The organism is Novipirellula sp. (genome assembly GCF_041583735.1).
In the GTDB taxonomy this organism is placed as follows: domain Bacteria; phylum Planctomycetota; class Planctomycetia; order Pirellulales; family Pirellulaceae; genus Novipirellula.
This window is the reverse complement of the sequence record NZ_JBFHFD010000124.1, coordinates 1-16,842: the sequence shown is the minus strand read 5'-3', so window position 1 is coordinate 16,842 and position 16,842 is coordinate 1. Positions and strand designations below refer to the sequence as shown.

Sequence of the window (16,842 nt, the reverse complement as noted above, 5' to 3'; positions counted from 1 at the left end):
GTCGCGCTTTGGCGGTTTTCCACCGGCCGCCGCCAAATACAAGTCACTCCATCCGTCGAGGTCAAAGTCGAGTGTCCCGCCACCGCAGCCAAGCGTTTCATGCAGCATGATGCCGGGTTGGTCCAGGTCGTCGGCGGTGGCACCGAAAAAATTCAAATTGCGAAGCGAGGCTTCATTCACCAAATGCAGTTTGGGCGTCGTCGCATCCGCAGCGTCGGGGGTCGCTGCCCTTCGCTGTGAATCGAGGATGGCGGCATCGTCGGTTGCCGAGGACGCGGCCATCCCAGGCAAAGGCAGGTAGGACAAGTCGATTGCAAATTCGGGATGTTGCTGCGTGGTTTGCCACGGCGTATCGTTTCGCAGCAGCGATATGATCTGATTTCGCGTCTTTTCGACCGGCACGGCATCGTCGGCTGGCAATGTCGTCGCGATGGCCGCCCACGCCTCAGCCTCCCATAATCGCCCCAAATCCCGCAGCGTCACGGCAATCTCGGTGGCAATTTCGCGTGAGATTTCACCGGTTCGTTCAAAACGACTCTTCTGCTGATTGAACTTGTTCAGCAGCGTGGATCGGCGCTCGACCGATTCGATCGCTTGTTTTGGAAATTCACTGCCGGATTGCACCAGCTGTTTTAGTGAAACGCCCAGCTTTGTCCACGACTCGGCCACATCGGCATCGGCCTGGGTTGCTTGCCAATACGCTCGAGCAGCCTGTGGGATTTGCTGCTTCGCTCTTGCCCAGTCGCCAAGGGCGAGCCAATAGTTCGATTCGACTTCGATTCCCACAACGGGTTTCTCGGACCATTGTTTGAGATCGTCGAAACGCCCGGCCGACGCCAAGGATCGAGCCAATAACGCGTGCGCGGGGACAAAGGTGGGATGAGCCTCGATGATTTCGCGCAGCAGATCGATGGCCCCGCCAAAATCGCCTTCGTCGAATTGGATCCGTGCTCGTCCAATCATCGGACGGCGATCACTTGGGTTTCTCGACGCCACCTCTTCTAAAGGTTTCGGGTCGAGCGTACGGCGGACGGTGTTCCCCAAGGACTTCAGTAGTTCGAGATCAAATTGCCGCTTACGCACCAGAAATCGCCCGTGCGGCAAACTCGCTCGACGATTCTCGGTCCCCACATACAAATCGAACAGCGTCCGCCGCATTTCATGGTGATCGGGTTGGTCGCGGATGGCTTCTGCTAAAAATTCCATCGCGTCAAATAGTCGTCCTGCGGAAATCAACGCCACCATCGCCTGATGCACCCGCGGTTCTTGCGCGAACGATTCGACGCGACATGCCTGGATCAGAATGTCTGCGGCTCGCGAAGGTTGCTCGTTGACATGCGCGACTTTGGCAAGATCGATCAACACATCAATGTCATCGGGATAACGAAGCAGGACGGCGTCGGTGTACTCGTAAGCCCGCTGCCAATCACCCGCGTCGATCGCGAGTTTCATGGTCCGCAGCGGAGCCTCGTCCGTCTTGGGATCGGGCCAACGGTCGCTCGAATCGCTGCAGCCTAGGGTCAAGCAACCGAGAACCATGGCCAAGAAAAGCCACTGCGGACCCGTCTGTGACTCCAATCGGGAACGAGTCGTGGGGCAAAAGATGATCGACAACAGCATACACGCCTCAAATCCTCCGCCGGAAGCGACGGTCCCACCCTATTTCAAAATTCTGTTGATCGACGAACGACTCGATAGCCAAGCTTAGCGGTTTGATTCTAACGAGTCGCCTGGGGGCTCACAATGTTGACCCCCACTGCGGGGATTTTGAAGTTGCGCTTTTGTATTGAGGGGCACAATTTCAAAAGGTGGAATCCGGCTGCGGACCCGCTGGTCGACTCGTAGGTGATGCTGATTTTTACGGTTCATGCTAAACTTCCTATCAGCTTCATTCGCCCGTTCATGCCATTCTTGTTGCAATCCATGTTTTCAACTCTTCGCTTTGCCGCCTTCGGTTTGCTTGGTTTCTTGGTGACAGGTGCCGGATGCAAAGATGCGGCGGATGTCGAAACGCCCCCCAAGCAGGTTGGCATCAAAACGGTAGATCAGGCTTACGCGGATCCGGTTTCCGAAGCGGGGGATCAGATGTCCCTCACCGAACAAGAAAAACTGGCGTTTGTGAATCGCATGCGACCGCAGGTCGACAAATTCTGTGGCGATTGTCACTCGATGTCTCCTCCGGAAAGCTCGACGGTGGAGGAATGGGTAGGCGAAGTGTACCAAGGGTTCGCGCTCTACGAGATCTCGGGGCGAACCGACTTGGAGGTTCCCGACCGTGACGAGGTTTTGAAATTCTTTCAGTACCAGGCGCCCGAGGAACTCATTCTCACGAACGGTATTGCCGGCTATCCCCCGTCGCCGGTGCGTTTTAACCGGATCACCGCCGACTATCCCGATAATCGACCGCCGGGCATTACCAACATTCAGTGGATCGATCTTGGCATGAAATCGACGCCCGCGATTGTCTATTGCGATATCAGCACCGGCGCGGTCAAGGCGCATTGGCCATCCGAGTTGGACCGTCCGACGGTTCGGCTCGGAACCGTTTTGCAGCCGGTTCACGTGGCTCCATGTGATCTGGACCAGGATGGGAAAACCGATCTCGTGATCGCGGATATTGGCGAATTCAATGCCAACGAGAGCGATCTTGGCCAAATCGTCTGGTTGCATCGCAGCACGAACACCGAGGGCAAGGAAACAAGCGAAAGCGAAACAAGCGAAAGCGAAACCAGCGAAAACGGCATTGAGAAATTTGAGAAGACCGTGTTGCTGGACGGGCTCAGCCGGCTCGCCGATGTTCGACCCGGCGACTTCGATTCCGATGGTGACATCGACTTGCTGGTTGCCGCGTTCGGATGGCGTGTGACAGGCAAGATTTTCTTGATGCGAAACGAGAATCGTATGGAACAGGGAGTGCCGCAGTTCACCGTGGAAACCGTTGACGAACGTCACGGACCGATTCACGTCCCCCCGGTCGATCTGAACCACGATGGGCATCTCGATTTCATCGCCCTGTTCGGACAAGAGCATGAACGCGTCGAAGCCTTTATCAACGACGGCCAAGGAAATTTTAAGAGCGAGTTGCTGTGGGGAGCTCCGAATCCAGCGTACGGTTCAAGCGGCATTCAAGTCGTCGATCTCGATGGCGATGGCGATGTGGATGTGTTGTACACCAACGGCGATTCATTCGATCGTGGTGCCAAGCCGCATCATTCGGTCCAGTGGCTCGAGAACGATGGAGTGTACCCTTGGAAACACCACCATCTGTGCAATATGCCTGGCGCAATGGCAGCCCGAGCGGCGGACTTTGACGGCGATGGAGAAATGGATGTAATCGCCACGTCGCTCTTGGTGGGGGAAAGTCAAAAACAAGTCGATGCAGTGGACTCGTCGTCGATCGTGTTGTTGCTGCAAACGGAAAAGGGGCGATTCGAGCCAACCAAGGTCGAAGCGAAATCGCATCAACACCTAGCACTCGAAACGGCCGACTTCGACAGTGACGGGAAGTTGGATGTCGTGGTCGGCAATTTTCTTCGCAATGGCCCTAAGGATCAGCCCGATCTGATCCTGTTATACAACGCCGGCGAATAAAGCCTGCTCTGCCGGTGGCGTCGCGGCTCACGAAATCTATTTCTGCTCCGTCATGCGTTTCCTGCATGGCTTCTATCCAATCGATGCATTGGGAAAATGTTGTGGGAGTGCCAATAATAAGTCTGTGTCGACTTGCCTGCCCGTCATAATTCTATGTCGTCGGCTCGCCGGTCCGCCATCGCGTAGGTCGAACTCCACTCCCAACGTTAGGACAGATCATGACTCACAAAACTCGCTTCGCTCGTACATTGACGAGCATCGCGGTGCTCTGCATCGCCACCCCTGGGTTCGCTCAGGTCAAGGAATCGGCAATCCCGCTAGGAGAAATGAATACGGAGAAAGAGGCGGCATCAAAGGATGCGGCGTCAAAGAATGCGGGCTCGAAGAATGCGGGCTCGAAGAATGCGGCCACGTCGAAATGCCCGGTGATGGGCTCGGTTCCAGACGCCAGCCAGCGACACACCGCGGCCGGAGTCTACCAAAACGGTGATTGGTGGCCGAATCAATTAAACCTGCAGATCCTGCACCAGAACTCGACCAAGAGCAATCCGATGGGCTCGGAATTCAATTACGCCGAGGCGTTCGGGGAACTTGATCTCGATGCGGTCAAGAAGGACATCAACGACTTGATGACGACGTCCCAAGATTGGTGGCCCGCCGACTATGGGCATTATGGGCCATTCTTTATTCGCATGGCGTGGCACAGCGCGGGGACCTACCGCGTGGCCGATGGCCGCGGGGGGGCGGGCTACGGCACCCAGCGTTTTGCGCCGCTGAACAGTTGGCCGGACAACGGTAACCTCGACAAAGCACGCCGGTTGTTGTGGCCGATCAAACAGAAGTATGGCAAGCATATCTCGTGGGCCGATCTGATGGTGCTCGCAGGCAACTGTGCGCTCGAGTCGATGGGGTTTGAGACATTCGGATTCGCGGGAGGACGCGAAGACGTTTGGGAACCGCAGCAAGATGTTTACTGGGGGCCCGAGACCGAGTGGTTGGGGGACAAACGCTACAGTGGCGATCGTGAACTCGAAAATCCACTCGCCGCCGTTCAAATGGGGTTGATCTACGTCAATCCCGAAGGCCCCAACGGCAAACCCGATCCGCTTGCCGCCGCCAAGGACATTCGCGAAACGTTTGGCCGCATGGCAATGAATGATGAAGAGACGGTTGCCCTGATCGCGGGCGGTCACACACTTGGCAAAGCTCACGGTGCGGCCGACCCCAGCAAGTTCGTCGGTGCCGCGCCCGAAGGTGCCAGCATCGAAGAGCAAGGTCTCGGCTGGAAAAATTCTTACGGCACCGGCAACGCGGGTGATACGATCACCAGCGGGTTGGAAGGCGCTTGGACATCGACACCGGCAGCGTGGTCGCACGAGTACTTTGAGAATATGTTTACCTACGAATGGGAGCTGACGAAAAGTCCAGCGGGGGCGCATCAGTGGACGCCGAAGGAAGAATCGGCTCAGGGGACGGTGCCGGATGCTCATGATCCGTCAAAGTCGCATGCTCCGATCATGTTCACGACCGACTTGGCGCTGAAGATGGACCCGATCTATGGTCCGATCTCGAAGCGATTTCACGAAAACCCGGATCAGTTCGAACAGGCCTTTGCCAAGGCATGGTACAAGTTGACGCATCGCGATATGGGGCCCCACGCTCGTTTGCTGGGGCCTGAGGTTGCCGAGCCGCAATTGTGGCAAGATCCGGTTCCCGCGGTCGATCATGAATTGATTGATGATCAAGACATTGCCGATTTGAAGGCCAAGGTTCTTGCCTCTGGATTATCCATTTCGCAGTTGGTAGAGACCGCATGGGCATCGGCGTCGACGTTTCGCGGCAGCGATAAGCGGGGCGGCGCCAATGGTGCACGAATTCGCTTAGCACCGCAAAAGGATTGGCCCGTCAACCAGCCCGCGGAATTGGCGAAGGTGTTGCAGAAACTCGAGAAAATTCAAAAGGATTTCAACGGTTCCCAAACGGGTGACAAGCAGATTTCGATGGCCGATTTGATCGTGTTAGCCGGAGCTGCGGGGGTCGAGCAAGCGGCGAAAAATGGCGGACACGATGTCGAAGTTCCCTTTGCTCCGGGCCGCACCGACGCGTCACAAGAGCAAACCGACGTCGCGGCCTTCGCAGTACTGCAGCCGACCGCGGATGGCTTTCGCAACTATTTCGGTCACGACAAATTGGATCGACCGGCCGAAGAGTTGCTGGTTGACCGAGCCAACTTGTTGACGTTGACCGCGCCAGAGATGGCGGTGTTGGTCGGTGGTTTGCGAGTGTTGAATACGAATGCTGACAACATGAAACTTGGCGTGTTCACGTCGCAGTCCGAGACGTTGTCGAATGACTTTTTCGTTAACTTGCTGGACATGAACACGCGCTGGAAGAAGTCGGCGGTGTGCGATCACTTCTACGAAGGGCTTGACCGGCAGACCGGCGACATTAAATGGAGGGCGAGTTCTGTTGATTTGGTGTTCGGATCAAACTCGCAGCTGCGGGCGATCGCAGAGGTTTATGCTGCGGACGATTCGCAAACGAAATTCGTCAACGACTTCGTTGCGGCCTGGAACAAGGTGATGAAGCTGGATCGTTTTGACCTCGGTCCCGCCGTGAATCGCTGATCCTGCCGCAACGCAGCTTCGGACGAGAGGGGCTCGCGATAGCTGCAGGGGCCATCGCAAGTGCCCCCGTTTCGACCACACGCATCTGCAGATGCGTGTGGTTTTTTGTTTAGTTTTGTTGCGTAACGGGTTTGGAATTGAGTTTTTTACCCGTATTTATTTGATTGCATCATGTGATCGCCCGATAAAAGGGGACAGGTTGGAACGGTAGTAGGGGTTAGGGATGCCTCGAATTGAATTTTAGAAGCAACTCGAGGAAAGCTGGTGCAGAACTGGAAACTGCAAGTCTCGCTGCAGGCGATCGCGATGCTGGGCGTGCTGGCGTCACTGCACGCCCAATCACCTCATCCGCAGTCGTCTACGGCCGAGTCGCTTGATCTTGCAGTGCCTGCACCAGTGCTGCGGGAAACGCGTCCGTTTGATCCGGGGATAAAAAGTGATCCGTATCGTGCCTATGCAGCCTTCACGGGCCGCGGCGATGACCACAGCCGGCTGCACACGGATTTGTTTGTCCCGCTGGTGTCCGACCGTCAAAATCTGCTTTTTTCGGACATTCGAGGTCAATTTCTCAGCGGTGGTGGCGCCGAAGGCAATGTCGGGCTGGTGTACCGGCACATGGTCGCTAGTGACTACATCGTCGGCGTCTATGGATTCTATGATGTCAAACGGTCTGCGAATGAGAATACGTTCCACCAAGCAACGTTGGGTGCCGAGTTCTTAACGGAGATCTGGGATTTTCGTTGGAACGGATATTTGCCCGAGGGTGGATCGACGCAAGCGGTTGGGGCGACCGCGGTCCTTTCCAACGGCAACCTCGTCGTGCAGAACAACGAAGAGCGTGCTTACGCGGGGACGGACGCCGAGGTCGGATTACTGCTGTGTCGCATCCCCAACTACTTTGACAGCGAGCTTCGCGGCTTTGTCGGGGCTTATCACTTCGACACGAATTCACCCACGGCCGAGTCGATCCAGGGGCCGAGGGTACGTGCCGAATTGCGGTCCTTTGACTTGCCCTTTTTGTCGTTGGATTCTCGTTTGACGTTGGGGGTGCAATATCAGCACGACGGCGTGCGTGATTCTCAGACCTCGGCCACGGTGGGGGTGCGAATGCCGTTTGGTCCTGATCGCCGGCGTCATCGCCGTATGTCACGAATCGAGCGACGGATGACAGATGTGGTCGTTCGCGATGTCGATGTCGTGACACAATCCACGCCGACGCCCGGAGGCCAAGAAGTTGCCGTCCACGCGATCTACGATTTTGAAATCGGGTCGGTCACGGTGCTTGATGCAAGCACGCCGGATCTGCCTGACGCGGTCGCCAATGCCACCACCGACTCGGTGATCATTGATGGTGGACGTGGCAATATTTACTTGTCTCAACCGATCGAAGTCCAAGACGGGCAACAATTGCTTGGGGGGGGATTGCAAGTAAAAGGTGCCGATAGCGGGATCCATGCCACGTTCGGGTCCTCGGTGAATTTGTATGGTACCGACGACACGCAAGCGGTCATCTTGACGGCGGACAACAGCGTCATTTCGGGGTTCAATATTTTTGGCGGTCTGCATGGGATTTCCAGCGATCTGCCGGGCGGTTTGGATGACCTTGTTGATGTGCTGATCTTTAGCAATAACGTGACCAGCGCCGCCGAAAGCGGATTCCGATTCGGTGCTCTCGATGCCGACAGTATCATCGCTCACAACCGAGCCACCGAAAATGGCGGCCACGGTTTCGACATCGAACAAAACGAAGGATTGTTTGTTCAGAACAATGCTTTGGGGAATGCCGAAAACGGATTCGACTTGTTCGACAACGATGGCGAGGTATCGCTGAACCGATCGCTACGGAACGAAGGTTTCGGATTCTTTGCGGACGACAACTCAGGAAACTTTGACGAAAACGAGTCCTACGAAAACGGACTGAGTGGTTTCGATTTTCTGGACAACACCGGATCAATCGCAGGCAACTTGTCGGCGGATAATGGATTGCAAGGCTATACGTTCGCTCGCAACAACGGCGTGATCGAAAACAATCTGGCCTTCGATAATGGTGGTTTCGGTTTCGACTTTGCCGACAACGATGGCACCGTGCAAGGAAACTTGGCGTTTGATAACGGCGATGTTGGATTCGATTTTGCTGACAACCTTGGTTTGTTCCAAGAGAACATCGCGACTGGAAACGACGGAGCCGGATTTGACTTTATCGTCAACTCGGGACAATTCCTCGCGAACGAAGCGATCGACAATAGCGGTAGCGGCTTCGACTTTGACGAAAACGCCGTTTCAGGAACGTTCTCCAGCAATGACGCCGTTGGTAATGGCGAATTCGGGTACGACGGAACCAACAATGGATCGGCGTCGAACAATACCGGTGCGGACAACGAGGACGGCAATGACACGTTTCCTTAAAAGTCATTTCAACGTCGTGGTTTGAGTCGCGTAACTTGGCAATCGTTTCGGTCCGCAGCAGCGGGTTACCGAATGTCGGATACCAATTTCGCGACGACGAACGGTCGCGATACGCAGCAGTGAAAACAACACGTTCTTTGATCGAACGGCAGCAACATGGACGGGAGTCGCGAGCACCAATGCCGCAACCAAGCACAATCAACGCTCAGAACCCACTGCGATCGATCGCCGCATTTGGCGTTGCGATCCTGTTCGTCCTGAATTCGTCGTCGCTGTATTCGCAGCAGCCGGATCCCGTAATGCGGGCCCCCGTAATACAGGCCCCCGTAATACAGGCCCCCGTAATGCAGGCACCGGTGATTCCAGCACCCGGAATGCAGGTTCCGGGACTTCTCGGTGACGATAGCGCGGCACAGGACGATGCTCGGCACGACCAAGCATCGCACACCAAAGACAAGGCGATCGCAGCGGACGCGCGCGTCGCCAATCTATTTGGCGACGTCAGCCAAGTGGACGAATTGCCGGCTAATCGTGAACCGCTTGCACGATCCCCCGCAGCCGACGCGGTGTTTCGTGAAGAGGCGTTGGGCCGACGCACTGCGGATGTTGGCGATTTGCTGCGACGTTCCAAGGGTGCCCACGGGGTTTCGATCCAAAATCGTACACCCATCGTCAGCGATACGCGGGTACGGGGGCAACGGGTGGGGCAAGTGCTTGCATCCGGTTCGTACTGGGCACCGGCTCGGATGGACTTGGATACGATGATGAGCAAGATCGATTCGCGATTGATCCAAGATTCTATTTTGATCAAAGGCCCCTACGCTAGTCGTTATGGTCCGGGGTTTCGCTTCGTTGATCTCGAGTTTCTGCAATCGCCACGCTACGAAAACGGTTACGAAGGCCACGGTTCGACCAGCGGAACCTACACCTCCAATGGCGAGCAATTCTATGGACGTCAATCCTTTTGGGGCGGCAGCGATGACTATGGTTTTCACATCAGCTATGGCCATCGAACCGGCAACGATTACGAAACGGGGCAAGACGGATTCTTTATTCCCGCGAGCTACAAGTCGCGAGACCTGTTTGTCGCGTACGGGTTCGATTTGAATGATCACGAAAAGGTCGAGATCAACGCCTTGCGATTGGATCAAACCGATCTCGAGTTTCCAGGATTGGTGACCGATTTGAACTTTTTAATCACAGACGGTTACGAGATCACTTATACAAACGACGCCCCGTCGTTTGCAGATCGATTCACCAGTGAAGTTTGGTACAACCGCACACGATTCGAAGGTGACACGCGGCGGCCTGGCAAGGCACGCCAGATCCCGTCGCTCGTGGATGCTTTCCAGCCCTCGTTCCTCGGCGCTGCCGATGGTTCGACCACCACTGATGGCGATGCACTGTCGGCCGGTTACCGATTCGAGTCGACATTTTTCTCGTGTGGTTCCCAGACCTCGATCGGGACCGACATGATCTACTTGAACCAGGAGCTGAACGAATACGACTATTACGACCCCGACCCCAACGACAACAACTTTCCAATCCCACGCAGTGATTCGATCGACATGGGGGCCTATGTCGAACGTATTGTTCAGTGGAACGAGGACGTCGTCGTGACGGCGGGGACGCGAATCGATGGCGTGTTTACTGATTCACGCGATATTGTGGCCGGGGTACCCGAACCGCTCAGCGTGCTCGAGGAAACAACGCTGGACAAGGAATTCTTGTTGGGATCGGCCTATCTGACGGCCAACCGAAATTTGGGGGCGGGATGGAACGGCAGCGCTGGGATGGGGTTTGCCATGCGGCAGCCCACGCTAACCGAAATGTACGCCGAATACACCTTCATCGGTTCTCTGCAGCGAGGGTTGACGTTCTTGGATGGGGATCCCGAACTGAGTTCCGAGCGTCTGTATCAATGTGACCTCGGAATCCAATACGTCTCTGACGATGTCCAGTTCGGTGTGCACGGTCACCATGCGTGGATTCAGAATTACATCACTTACGATTTGTTCGATCCTGCAGGAACGGTCGATGGGTTCCAGCAAGGAGCATCGTTCGTCAATACCGATCTGGCGACGCTGAGTGGATTTGAGACTTACGGGCAAGTCGCTATGACTTCGATGGTGTCAACGTTCGGTATCTTGACCTATGTCGAAGGCCGCGATCACACCCGTCTCGATCCGTCACGTCACACCGGTGATTCAGTTCGCAGTGGCAATAGCACCGTGGATGCGGAACCGCTTCCCGGCATCGCTCCGATGGAAGCCCGTGTCGGATTTCTGATTCATGATCCGAGTCCCAACGATCGCTGGGGCGTTGAATTCGCTGCACGTATCGTCGACAACCAAGACCGGGTGGCGAGCACGCTACAAGAGATCGAAACACCGGGGTTCACGGTTTACGACATTCGCAGCTACCGACGATTTGGCGACCTGTTGGTCACCAGCGGTTTTGAGAATCTAACAAACAAATTCTACCGCGAGCACATCGATTATCGGTCTGGCCGTGGCGTGTTTCGTCCCGGATTTGCCTTCTACGTCGGCGGCGAGCTCACGTATTGATGTGGGATAGGCTTCCAGCTTGTCGTCAGGTGCACGGCATCCGCGTCTCGGGCGTCGACCTCCACAAACCACACCAAGCGATCCGCGACGAAAAAGACTTCCAATGATGACGGAGGGGAAGTCTGGGCCATCACAGCACTAACCGCAGACGCGGTTTCGCCCCGAGCGTTTGGCTTCGTAGAGCTGTTGGTCTGCCGCCCCCAACAATCCGCTGGCGGACTTTGGTTCACTCGGGTTCAAGACGGCGAATCCGAAACTGGCGGTGATCGCCAACGCCCCCGCTGCGGTGTCGAAGGGAGTATCGGCGATTGCATGTCGACATCGCTCGGCCATCTCGTGGGCATCCTTGTGGCCGGTTGCGGCCAGCAATAAACAGAATTCTTCGCCCCCGTAACGTGCCAACAGATCGTCGCTGCGACAGATCTCACCGACGCGTTGGCCGAACGTTCGCAACACTTCATCGCCGACCAAGTGACCGTGCGTGTCATTGATCGATTTGAAGTGATCAATGTCGAGCATTACCACCGACATTTCCATTTTAGCGCGGATCGAACGAGCGATTTCGCGGTTCAACGCTTCCATTAAGTAGCGTTTGTTCATCGTTCCCGTCAACGCGTCACGCGTCATCACGCTATAGACGGTCTCGTGGTAATGAGTTTCGACACAACCTGCGGACAAGAATCGGAACAGAAAGCTACCAATTCGGATCGTATCGCCGCTTCGCAATGCACAGTCGGGATGGACAACCTTTTCGTTAACAAACGTGCCGTTGGTGCTGCCAAGATCACGAATCCGATAACCTTCGTTCCCGCGAATCAGCATCGCATGTTGACGTGAAACGCTGCTGTCGAAAAGCGGCAGATCCGTTTCGGGTGACCTGCCGATCGAAAACTCTTCCTCTTCCAGTAACAGCATTCCTTCGATGACATCGGGCGGATAGATCTGAACCAAACAACATTCATCTTCGGTCGGGCTCGGGTCGACAAGCCGTTGTCGTCGCAACGTCGCCTCGGTCAGGTCCACACCACTTTGTGCTAACGGAACTGCAGTGGTTTGGATCAACTCGTGACTGACGGAGGATGGGTTGGTCATGATGTTCAATTATTGGTCGAATTGGCTAGACAGGTGAGTGGGCGCGATGTTGCCAGCAACGGTGTTTCAAGACTTTCCCAAACATGGGTTACGCTCTGCCAACACGGGCGGCCGAGGGGATTCCATTCACTCGGTCGCGGGTGATTCGATGTCGATTGGTTCGATGTTGTCGGTCGTACCGATCATTTCGTTGGTGGTCGCCTCACTCTTGGTCGCGGCTTGCTGAATGTTGGCAATTGCATCGCTTAGTTCCTCAAACTGTTGACTTTGGTCGGGGGTCAGTGGTTGATCAGCAAGCCAACGATGTTGGCGTTCGATCGAGTCCACGTGTTTCGCTACCGCATCCTCGTCACCTTGGTTAACGTGGTGTTTGACGAGCAGCATTTCGGAACGCATCCAGTTCAAAGTGTCCTCAATCGTCAACGTCTGGTGGTCTATCAAGATTTCAAATGCCGAGGCTGCCTTTTGTGCGTGTTCGATTGGCTCGGGGGCAATAACGCTGTGCACATCCGAAGCATCCATCGTCACCATGGCTAGGGCGTGATGCGTCTGGGCATAGCGACGCAAACGGTCGGCGGTCACCTCTTCTCGCAGCAACGCCTCGTAGGTTTGCAGTGATTGCCGCAGCAGTCGGCTCGCCAAGGCGGGATTGCGGTTACTTCCACTGGCCAATAGTTGCCCCAAATTGTTCTCGGCGGTCGCCAAATTGACGCGGTAAAATCCGTCGTCGTCGGTCAGACGCCAAGCGGTTTCGAGCATTCGAATCGAAGCCTCGAAATCAGCCGTGGCTTCGTCACGACGGTCCATAGCAACTAAACCGTTGCCACGCTGCAGCAATGCATGAGCAAGCGATTGCATGTAGTCGATGCGGTTCGGATCGACCGCTAACCAGTCGTTCAAATCGCCGATCAGGACTGACCAACATTCGACCGCCCGGCGGTGTTGGCCCGCCTCTGTCCATCGTCGACAGTTCTCGGTTTGAATGCTCTCGGACAATCGGCGGTTCCCCACCGTGCAGCGGCGATTCGTCAACCAACGAGCGACGGAGATCGCATTTTCGTACGACGTTTCACTCCACGGCCAATCACCCGGATGATTCGCCGTGCTCGCACAACCTAACGCCATTTCCAGTCTGACGGACGCGGATGCAGCGCGAGCCGTAAATGCATCCAAGCTCGGGACGCCATCGTTGCCGGGGGCGTCCAAAAGCGGATCGACGATGCGTGCTAACCAAGCTCGAGCCGCGGCAATGCGTTCACGCGATGGCGATGCGGCAGCGGAGCGATCGCGGATCATGAGTTGTCCAATCAACGAATGGATACGTTCGAGCTTAAATCGTCGATCAAGTAAATCGGTGGAACTTCGGTTTGCGTCAGAGATGCCGGACGTTGAGGCAAGAGTGACCGAGAACGCACGTTTTTCGGGAGTGCCAGATTGCAAAAGTTGTTCGGCAGCGTCGTAGTGCTTTTGTGCTTGATCCGTTTTCCCTGTCAAACGATACAGATCGCCCAGCCGAAGCGATGACTTGACGCGTTCCAGTAGTGCCAGTCGGTCGGTGTGGTAACTTGGTATTTCGGGTTGGTCCACACTCACGTTAGTGACGGTGTTTTCCGATGAGTTTGATGAGGCGAGATTTTGCTGAGCGATACGATCATATTGAGCGATTGCACGCTCGAGCATGTCCGATCGCAGCTTTGCCATGCCGGGATAAAACTGAAGCGACCCACTTAGTTCCACCAACCACGTGTCGGTCGCATCACGCGCTTCGGCAAGGCTAAGAATGGCTTCGCGGTGAGATCGCTGTGCCTCGATACGGGCGATCTTTTCGGCGCGATGCGATTGTTTGATCACCATTGCAAACACGATCGCGGCTACCAGTAATACGGAACCACAAATCGCGATCGAGGCGGCCATCCCTTGGTGATGTCGACACCACCGTATGCTTTGCTGCACCACGCTTTCTCGATGCACCGAGACCGCGTCGCCGGCAATAAACCGCCGCACATCGCTGGCCAATTGGTCCGCGCTGCGGTAGCGATCATGCTGCGCCGCCGACATCGCCTTGTTAACGATCGACACCAGCGGCGATGGCGTCTGCGGCTGGATGTTGCGGACGTCTGGGAAGGAAGCCTGTTTGACCTGCTGCAGGATTTTCTCAACTGGTTGGCCGTGATAGGGATGGCGGGCCGCGATGATGCTGTACAGCACCACACCGAGCGAGTAGATGTCGGAAGCTTGGTTGATGTTTGAAATATCGCCGGCTGCCTGTTCCGGAGACATGTAGGCCGGCGTCCCCACGATCGTTCCGTCCGGTTCGATCATCGACGAGACTTCGGCGGCCGATCCGCTATCACGTTGGCGATTGCCCTTGGTTTGCCCCGCCACCGGTCCCGCAACCGACTGAGCCAACCCCCAATCCAATACGATCGTTTCACCAAAATCGCTGATCATCACATTGGATGGTTTCAGGTCACGGTGAATAACGCCTCGCTTGTGCGCGTAGGCGACGGCGTTGCAGACATCGACGAAGCGTTGCAGCAGTGGTTCGAGTGATTCGCCGAACTGGAAACGCGTCTGACGTTGGGTGATGTATTGCTGGTGATGCTGTTGGATGAATTCGTGAAACGTCACGCCATCGAGCAACTTCATCACATAGAACGCGTCCCGCTGATCTCTCATCTCGTGGACCGGAACGATCCCGGGATGTTGCAATTGGCTGGTCACCTTGGCTTCATGCAAAAACCGCTGACGTTCCTGCTCGGTTACGTCATCGGCATCGGTGAACCGCTTGACCGCGACTTCGCGATCCAATTGACGATCGACCGCTCTTTCGACGATCCCCCATCCGCCTCGCCCGACTTCCCCGACACACTCGTAACGCGATGTAGTGTGGCGATCCTCGCTGGCTAGTTTGGTGGGATTCGCATGGCCGCATGAATCAGGGGCGGGATTCGATCCGATCGTGACATCGGGGATCGAATCGGACGAGGCCGAGGGACGCTGACGATTTCGTCGAGAGCGTGAGCGACTTCTTTCTGCCGACGCGTTGCTCGGGTTCAAGCGATCACTGCTAAATCCGTCAGAGCAAGTTGCGTCAGATTGGAGGCCACTCGATGGAATACTAAGCCGGCTTGTCGGGTCAAGGTGATTTGATTCAGAGTTTGTCATGCCGGCGGTTATTGCGAAGTCACTTGCTGTCCCGAGTCTGCGACCCGATATTCCTTGTTCCGCTGGAAACGTAGGTCGTGCTGTTGTGCCGGTGCGTGACGGTGATTGCGGAATTCGCCCACGTCTGCGGTGAATAACTCGCCAGCGAAGCGGTTGCGCTAGTCCTAACGAATATCCGTATCGAAACGAGCAACCAAGAGACGCCCTTGGCTGGCACACGTGTTATGAAGTTACGCGTTTAGACGTTCTTCGGGCCAAAGGCCCGGCCATTTGCTAGCCGCCCTCATTAAGTCCCAGCAAACGGCCGGACCGTTGGCCCTACAATTCATTGGTTTTCTTGGTCCCAGCCCGTTGGGCTGGGCTAGGTAAACGTCCGAGGCGTTGCCCCTAAATACAAAAGCGCAATTTCAAAACTGGCGCGTCGGGTTGTGATGAAAACGCAACTTCAAAACTCGCCTCCGCAGCTGATTCATTCCTCAATCGAATTGATTGATCACCGTGACGCCGGTGTTGGGATAGCGATCCATCGTGGTCAGCGCTTCGAGTGATTCTTCGAGCCGGATTGTTTTGCCCACCAGCTTTTCGGGCTGCAGTTTGCCCGCCGCAATCATCGCCAGCATTGCCGGGTAGCGATGCGACTGCATGCCGTGGCTGCCCAGGATCTCGAGCTCGTTCGCAATCACTTGGTCCATCGGCACCGGGGGCTGTCGGTGTTCGCCCAACATCAGCCCGACCTGGATGTGTTTACCACGCTTTCTTAGATTGGCGATAGAATTGAAACAGGTGGTCGGACTGCCCAACGCGTCGAGCGAAACATGCACCCCTCCGCGCGTGATGCTCTGCACTTGGGTAACGACGTCGTCCACAACCGCCGCGTTCACCGTTTCGGCCGCTCCAATCGCTCGTGCAAAGTCGAGTTTCTCTTCGTGGATGTCGATTGCAATCACGTTCGCCCCCAATGCGTTGGCAATCATGATCGCAGACAACCCCACACCGCCACAGCCATGAACCGCTACCCATTGCCCGCCGCTGAGTTGGCCTTGGTCGACGATAGCCCGAAACGCGGTTGCAAACCGGCACCCCAGGCTGGCGGCAGTCACAAAATCGATCGCTTCGGGAAGTCTGACCAAATTGGTGTCGGCGTAGTCGATTGCGACGTACTGGGCAAACGATCCCCAGTGAGTGAAACCGGGTTGAAATTGCCGTTCACACACTTGGTGTTCACCCGCTGCACACTCAGCACACGTGCCACAACCACACACAAACGGCACGGTCACTCGGTCGCCGATTTGCCAACGGCCGACATGGCGGCCAACCGTTTCGATCACCCCTGCGAGTTCGTGCCCAGGGACATGCGGCAGGCGGATATCGGGATCGTGCCCCATCCATCC

9 protein-coding genes are annotated in these 16,842 nt (G+C 56.0%); 5 read left to right on the top strand and 4 right to left on the bottom strand.

Features of this window, described 5'->3' with window-relative positions:
• On the bottom strand, window positions 1-1,539 hold a 1,539-nt coding region (locus tag ABX962_RS11810; protein ID WP_372719590.1), incomplete at its 3' end, for a tetratricopeptide repeat protein.
• Between ABX962_RS11810 and ABX962_RS11805 the strand changes: the two genes are divergently transcribed.
• From ABX962_RS11805 to ABX962_RS11785, 5 genes are all read left to right on the top strand, one after another.
• Window positions 1,538-1,708, top strand: coding sequence for a hypothetical protein (locus ABX962_RS11805; RefSeq protein ID WP_372719589.1), 171 nt, complete (start codon window positions 1,538-1,540; stop codon window positions 1,706-1,708). The genes ABX962_RS11810 and ABX962_RS11805 overlap by 2 nt on opposite strands.
• 215 nt (window positions 1,709-1,923) lie before the next feature.
• On the top strand, window positions 1,924-3,591 hold the full coding sequence (locus ABX962_RS11800) for an FG-GAP repeat domain-containing protein (RefSeq protein ID WP_372719587.1): 1,668 nt from the start codon (window positions 1,924-1,926) through the stop codon (window positions 3,589-3,591).
• Window positions 3,592-3,809: 218 nt separating this feature from the next.
• Entirely contained in the window at window positions 3,810-6,218 is a 2,409-nt protein-coding gene (gene katG, locus ABX962_RS11795; protein WP_372719585.1) for a catalase/peroxidase HPI, read from the top strand.
• A gap of 264 nt (window positions 6,219-6,482) precedes the next feature.
• Window positions 6,483-8,624 carry a right-handed parallel beta-helix repeat-containing protein gene (locus ABX962_RS11790; protein WP_372719583.1) on the top strand — a complete coding sequence of 714 codons (2,142 nt, stop codon included), beginning with the start codon at window positions 6,483-6,485 and terminating at the stop codon, window positions 8,622-8,624.
• 179 nt (window positions 8,625-8,803) lie between these two features.
• Window positions 8,804-11,191: a TonB-dependent receptor gene (locus ABX962_RS11785; protein ID WP_372719581.1), complete on the top strand. Its 2,388-nt coding sequence runs from the start codon at window positions 8,804-8,806 to the stop codon at window positions 11,189-11,191.
• A 138-nt stretch (window positions 11,192-11,329) separates the two neighbouring features.
• On the opposite strand, the gene ABX962_RS11780 is transcribed toward ABX962_RS11785, so the two are convergent.
• The 3 genes from ABX962_RS11780 to ABX962_RS11770 all read right to left on the bottom strand — a co-directional run.
• The gene (locus tag ABX962_RS11780; RefSeq protein ID WP_372719579.1) at window positions 11,330-12,283 is read right to left on the bottom strand and encodes a diguanylate cyclase; all 954 of its coding nucleotides are present in this window, start codon (window positions 12,281-12,283) and stop codon (window positions 11,330-11,332) included.
• Between the two features lie 126 nt (window positions 12,284-12,409).
• Entirely contained in the window at window positions 12,410-15,343 is a 2,934-nt protein-coding gene (locus ABX962_RS11775) for a protein kinase (protein ID WP_372719577.1), read from the bottom strand.
• Window positions 15,344-15,927: 584 nt separating this feature from the next.
• The coding region (locus tag ABX962_RS11770) for a zinc-dependent alcohol dehydrogenase family protein (protein ID WP_372719575.1) at window positions 15,928-16,842 on the bottom strand (915 nt) is incomplete at its 5' end.

Bases quoted from the DNA above. Each gene is read 5' to 3' on its own strand.
- ABX962_RS11805 (WP_372719589.1), top strand. From the start codon at position 1,538: ATGGCCAAGAAAAGCCACTGCGGACCCGTCTGTGACTCCAATCGGGAA.
- ABX962_RS11800 (WP_372719587.1), top strand. From the start codon at position 1,924: ATGTTTTCAACTCTTCGCTTTGCCGCCTTCGGTTTGCTTGGTTTCTTG.
- katG (WP_372719585.1), top strand. From the start codon at position 3,810: ATGACTCACAAAACTCGCTTCGCTCGTACATTGACGAGCATCGCGGTG.
- ABX962_RS11785 (WP_372719581.1), top strand. From the start codon at position 8,804: ATGCCGCAACCAAGCACAATCAACGCTCAGAACCCACTGCGATCGATC.
- ABX962_RS11780 (WP_372719579.1), bottom strand. From the start codon at position 12,283: ATGACCAACCCATCCTCCGTCAGTCACGAGTTGATCCAAACCACTGCA.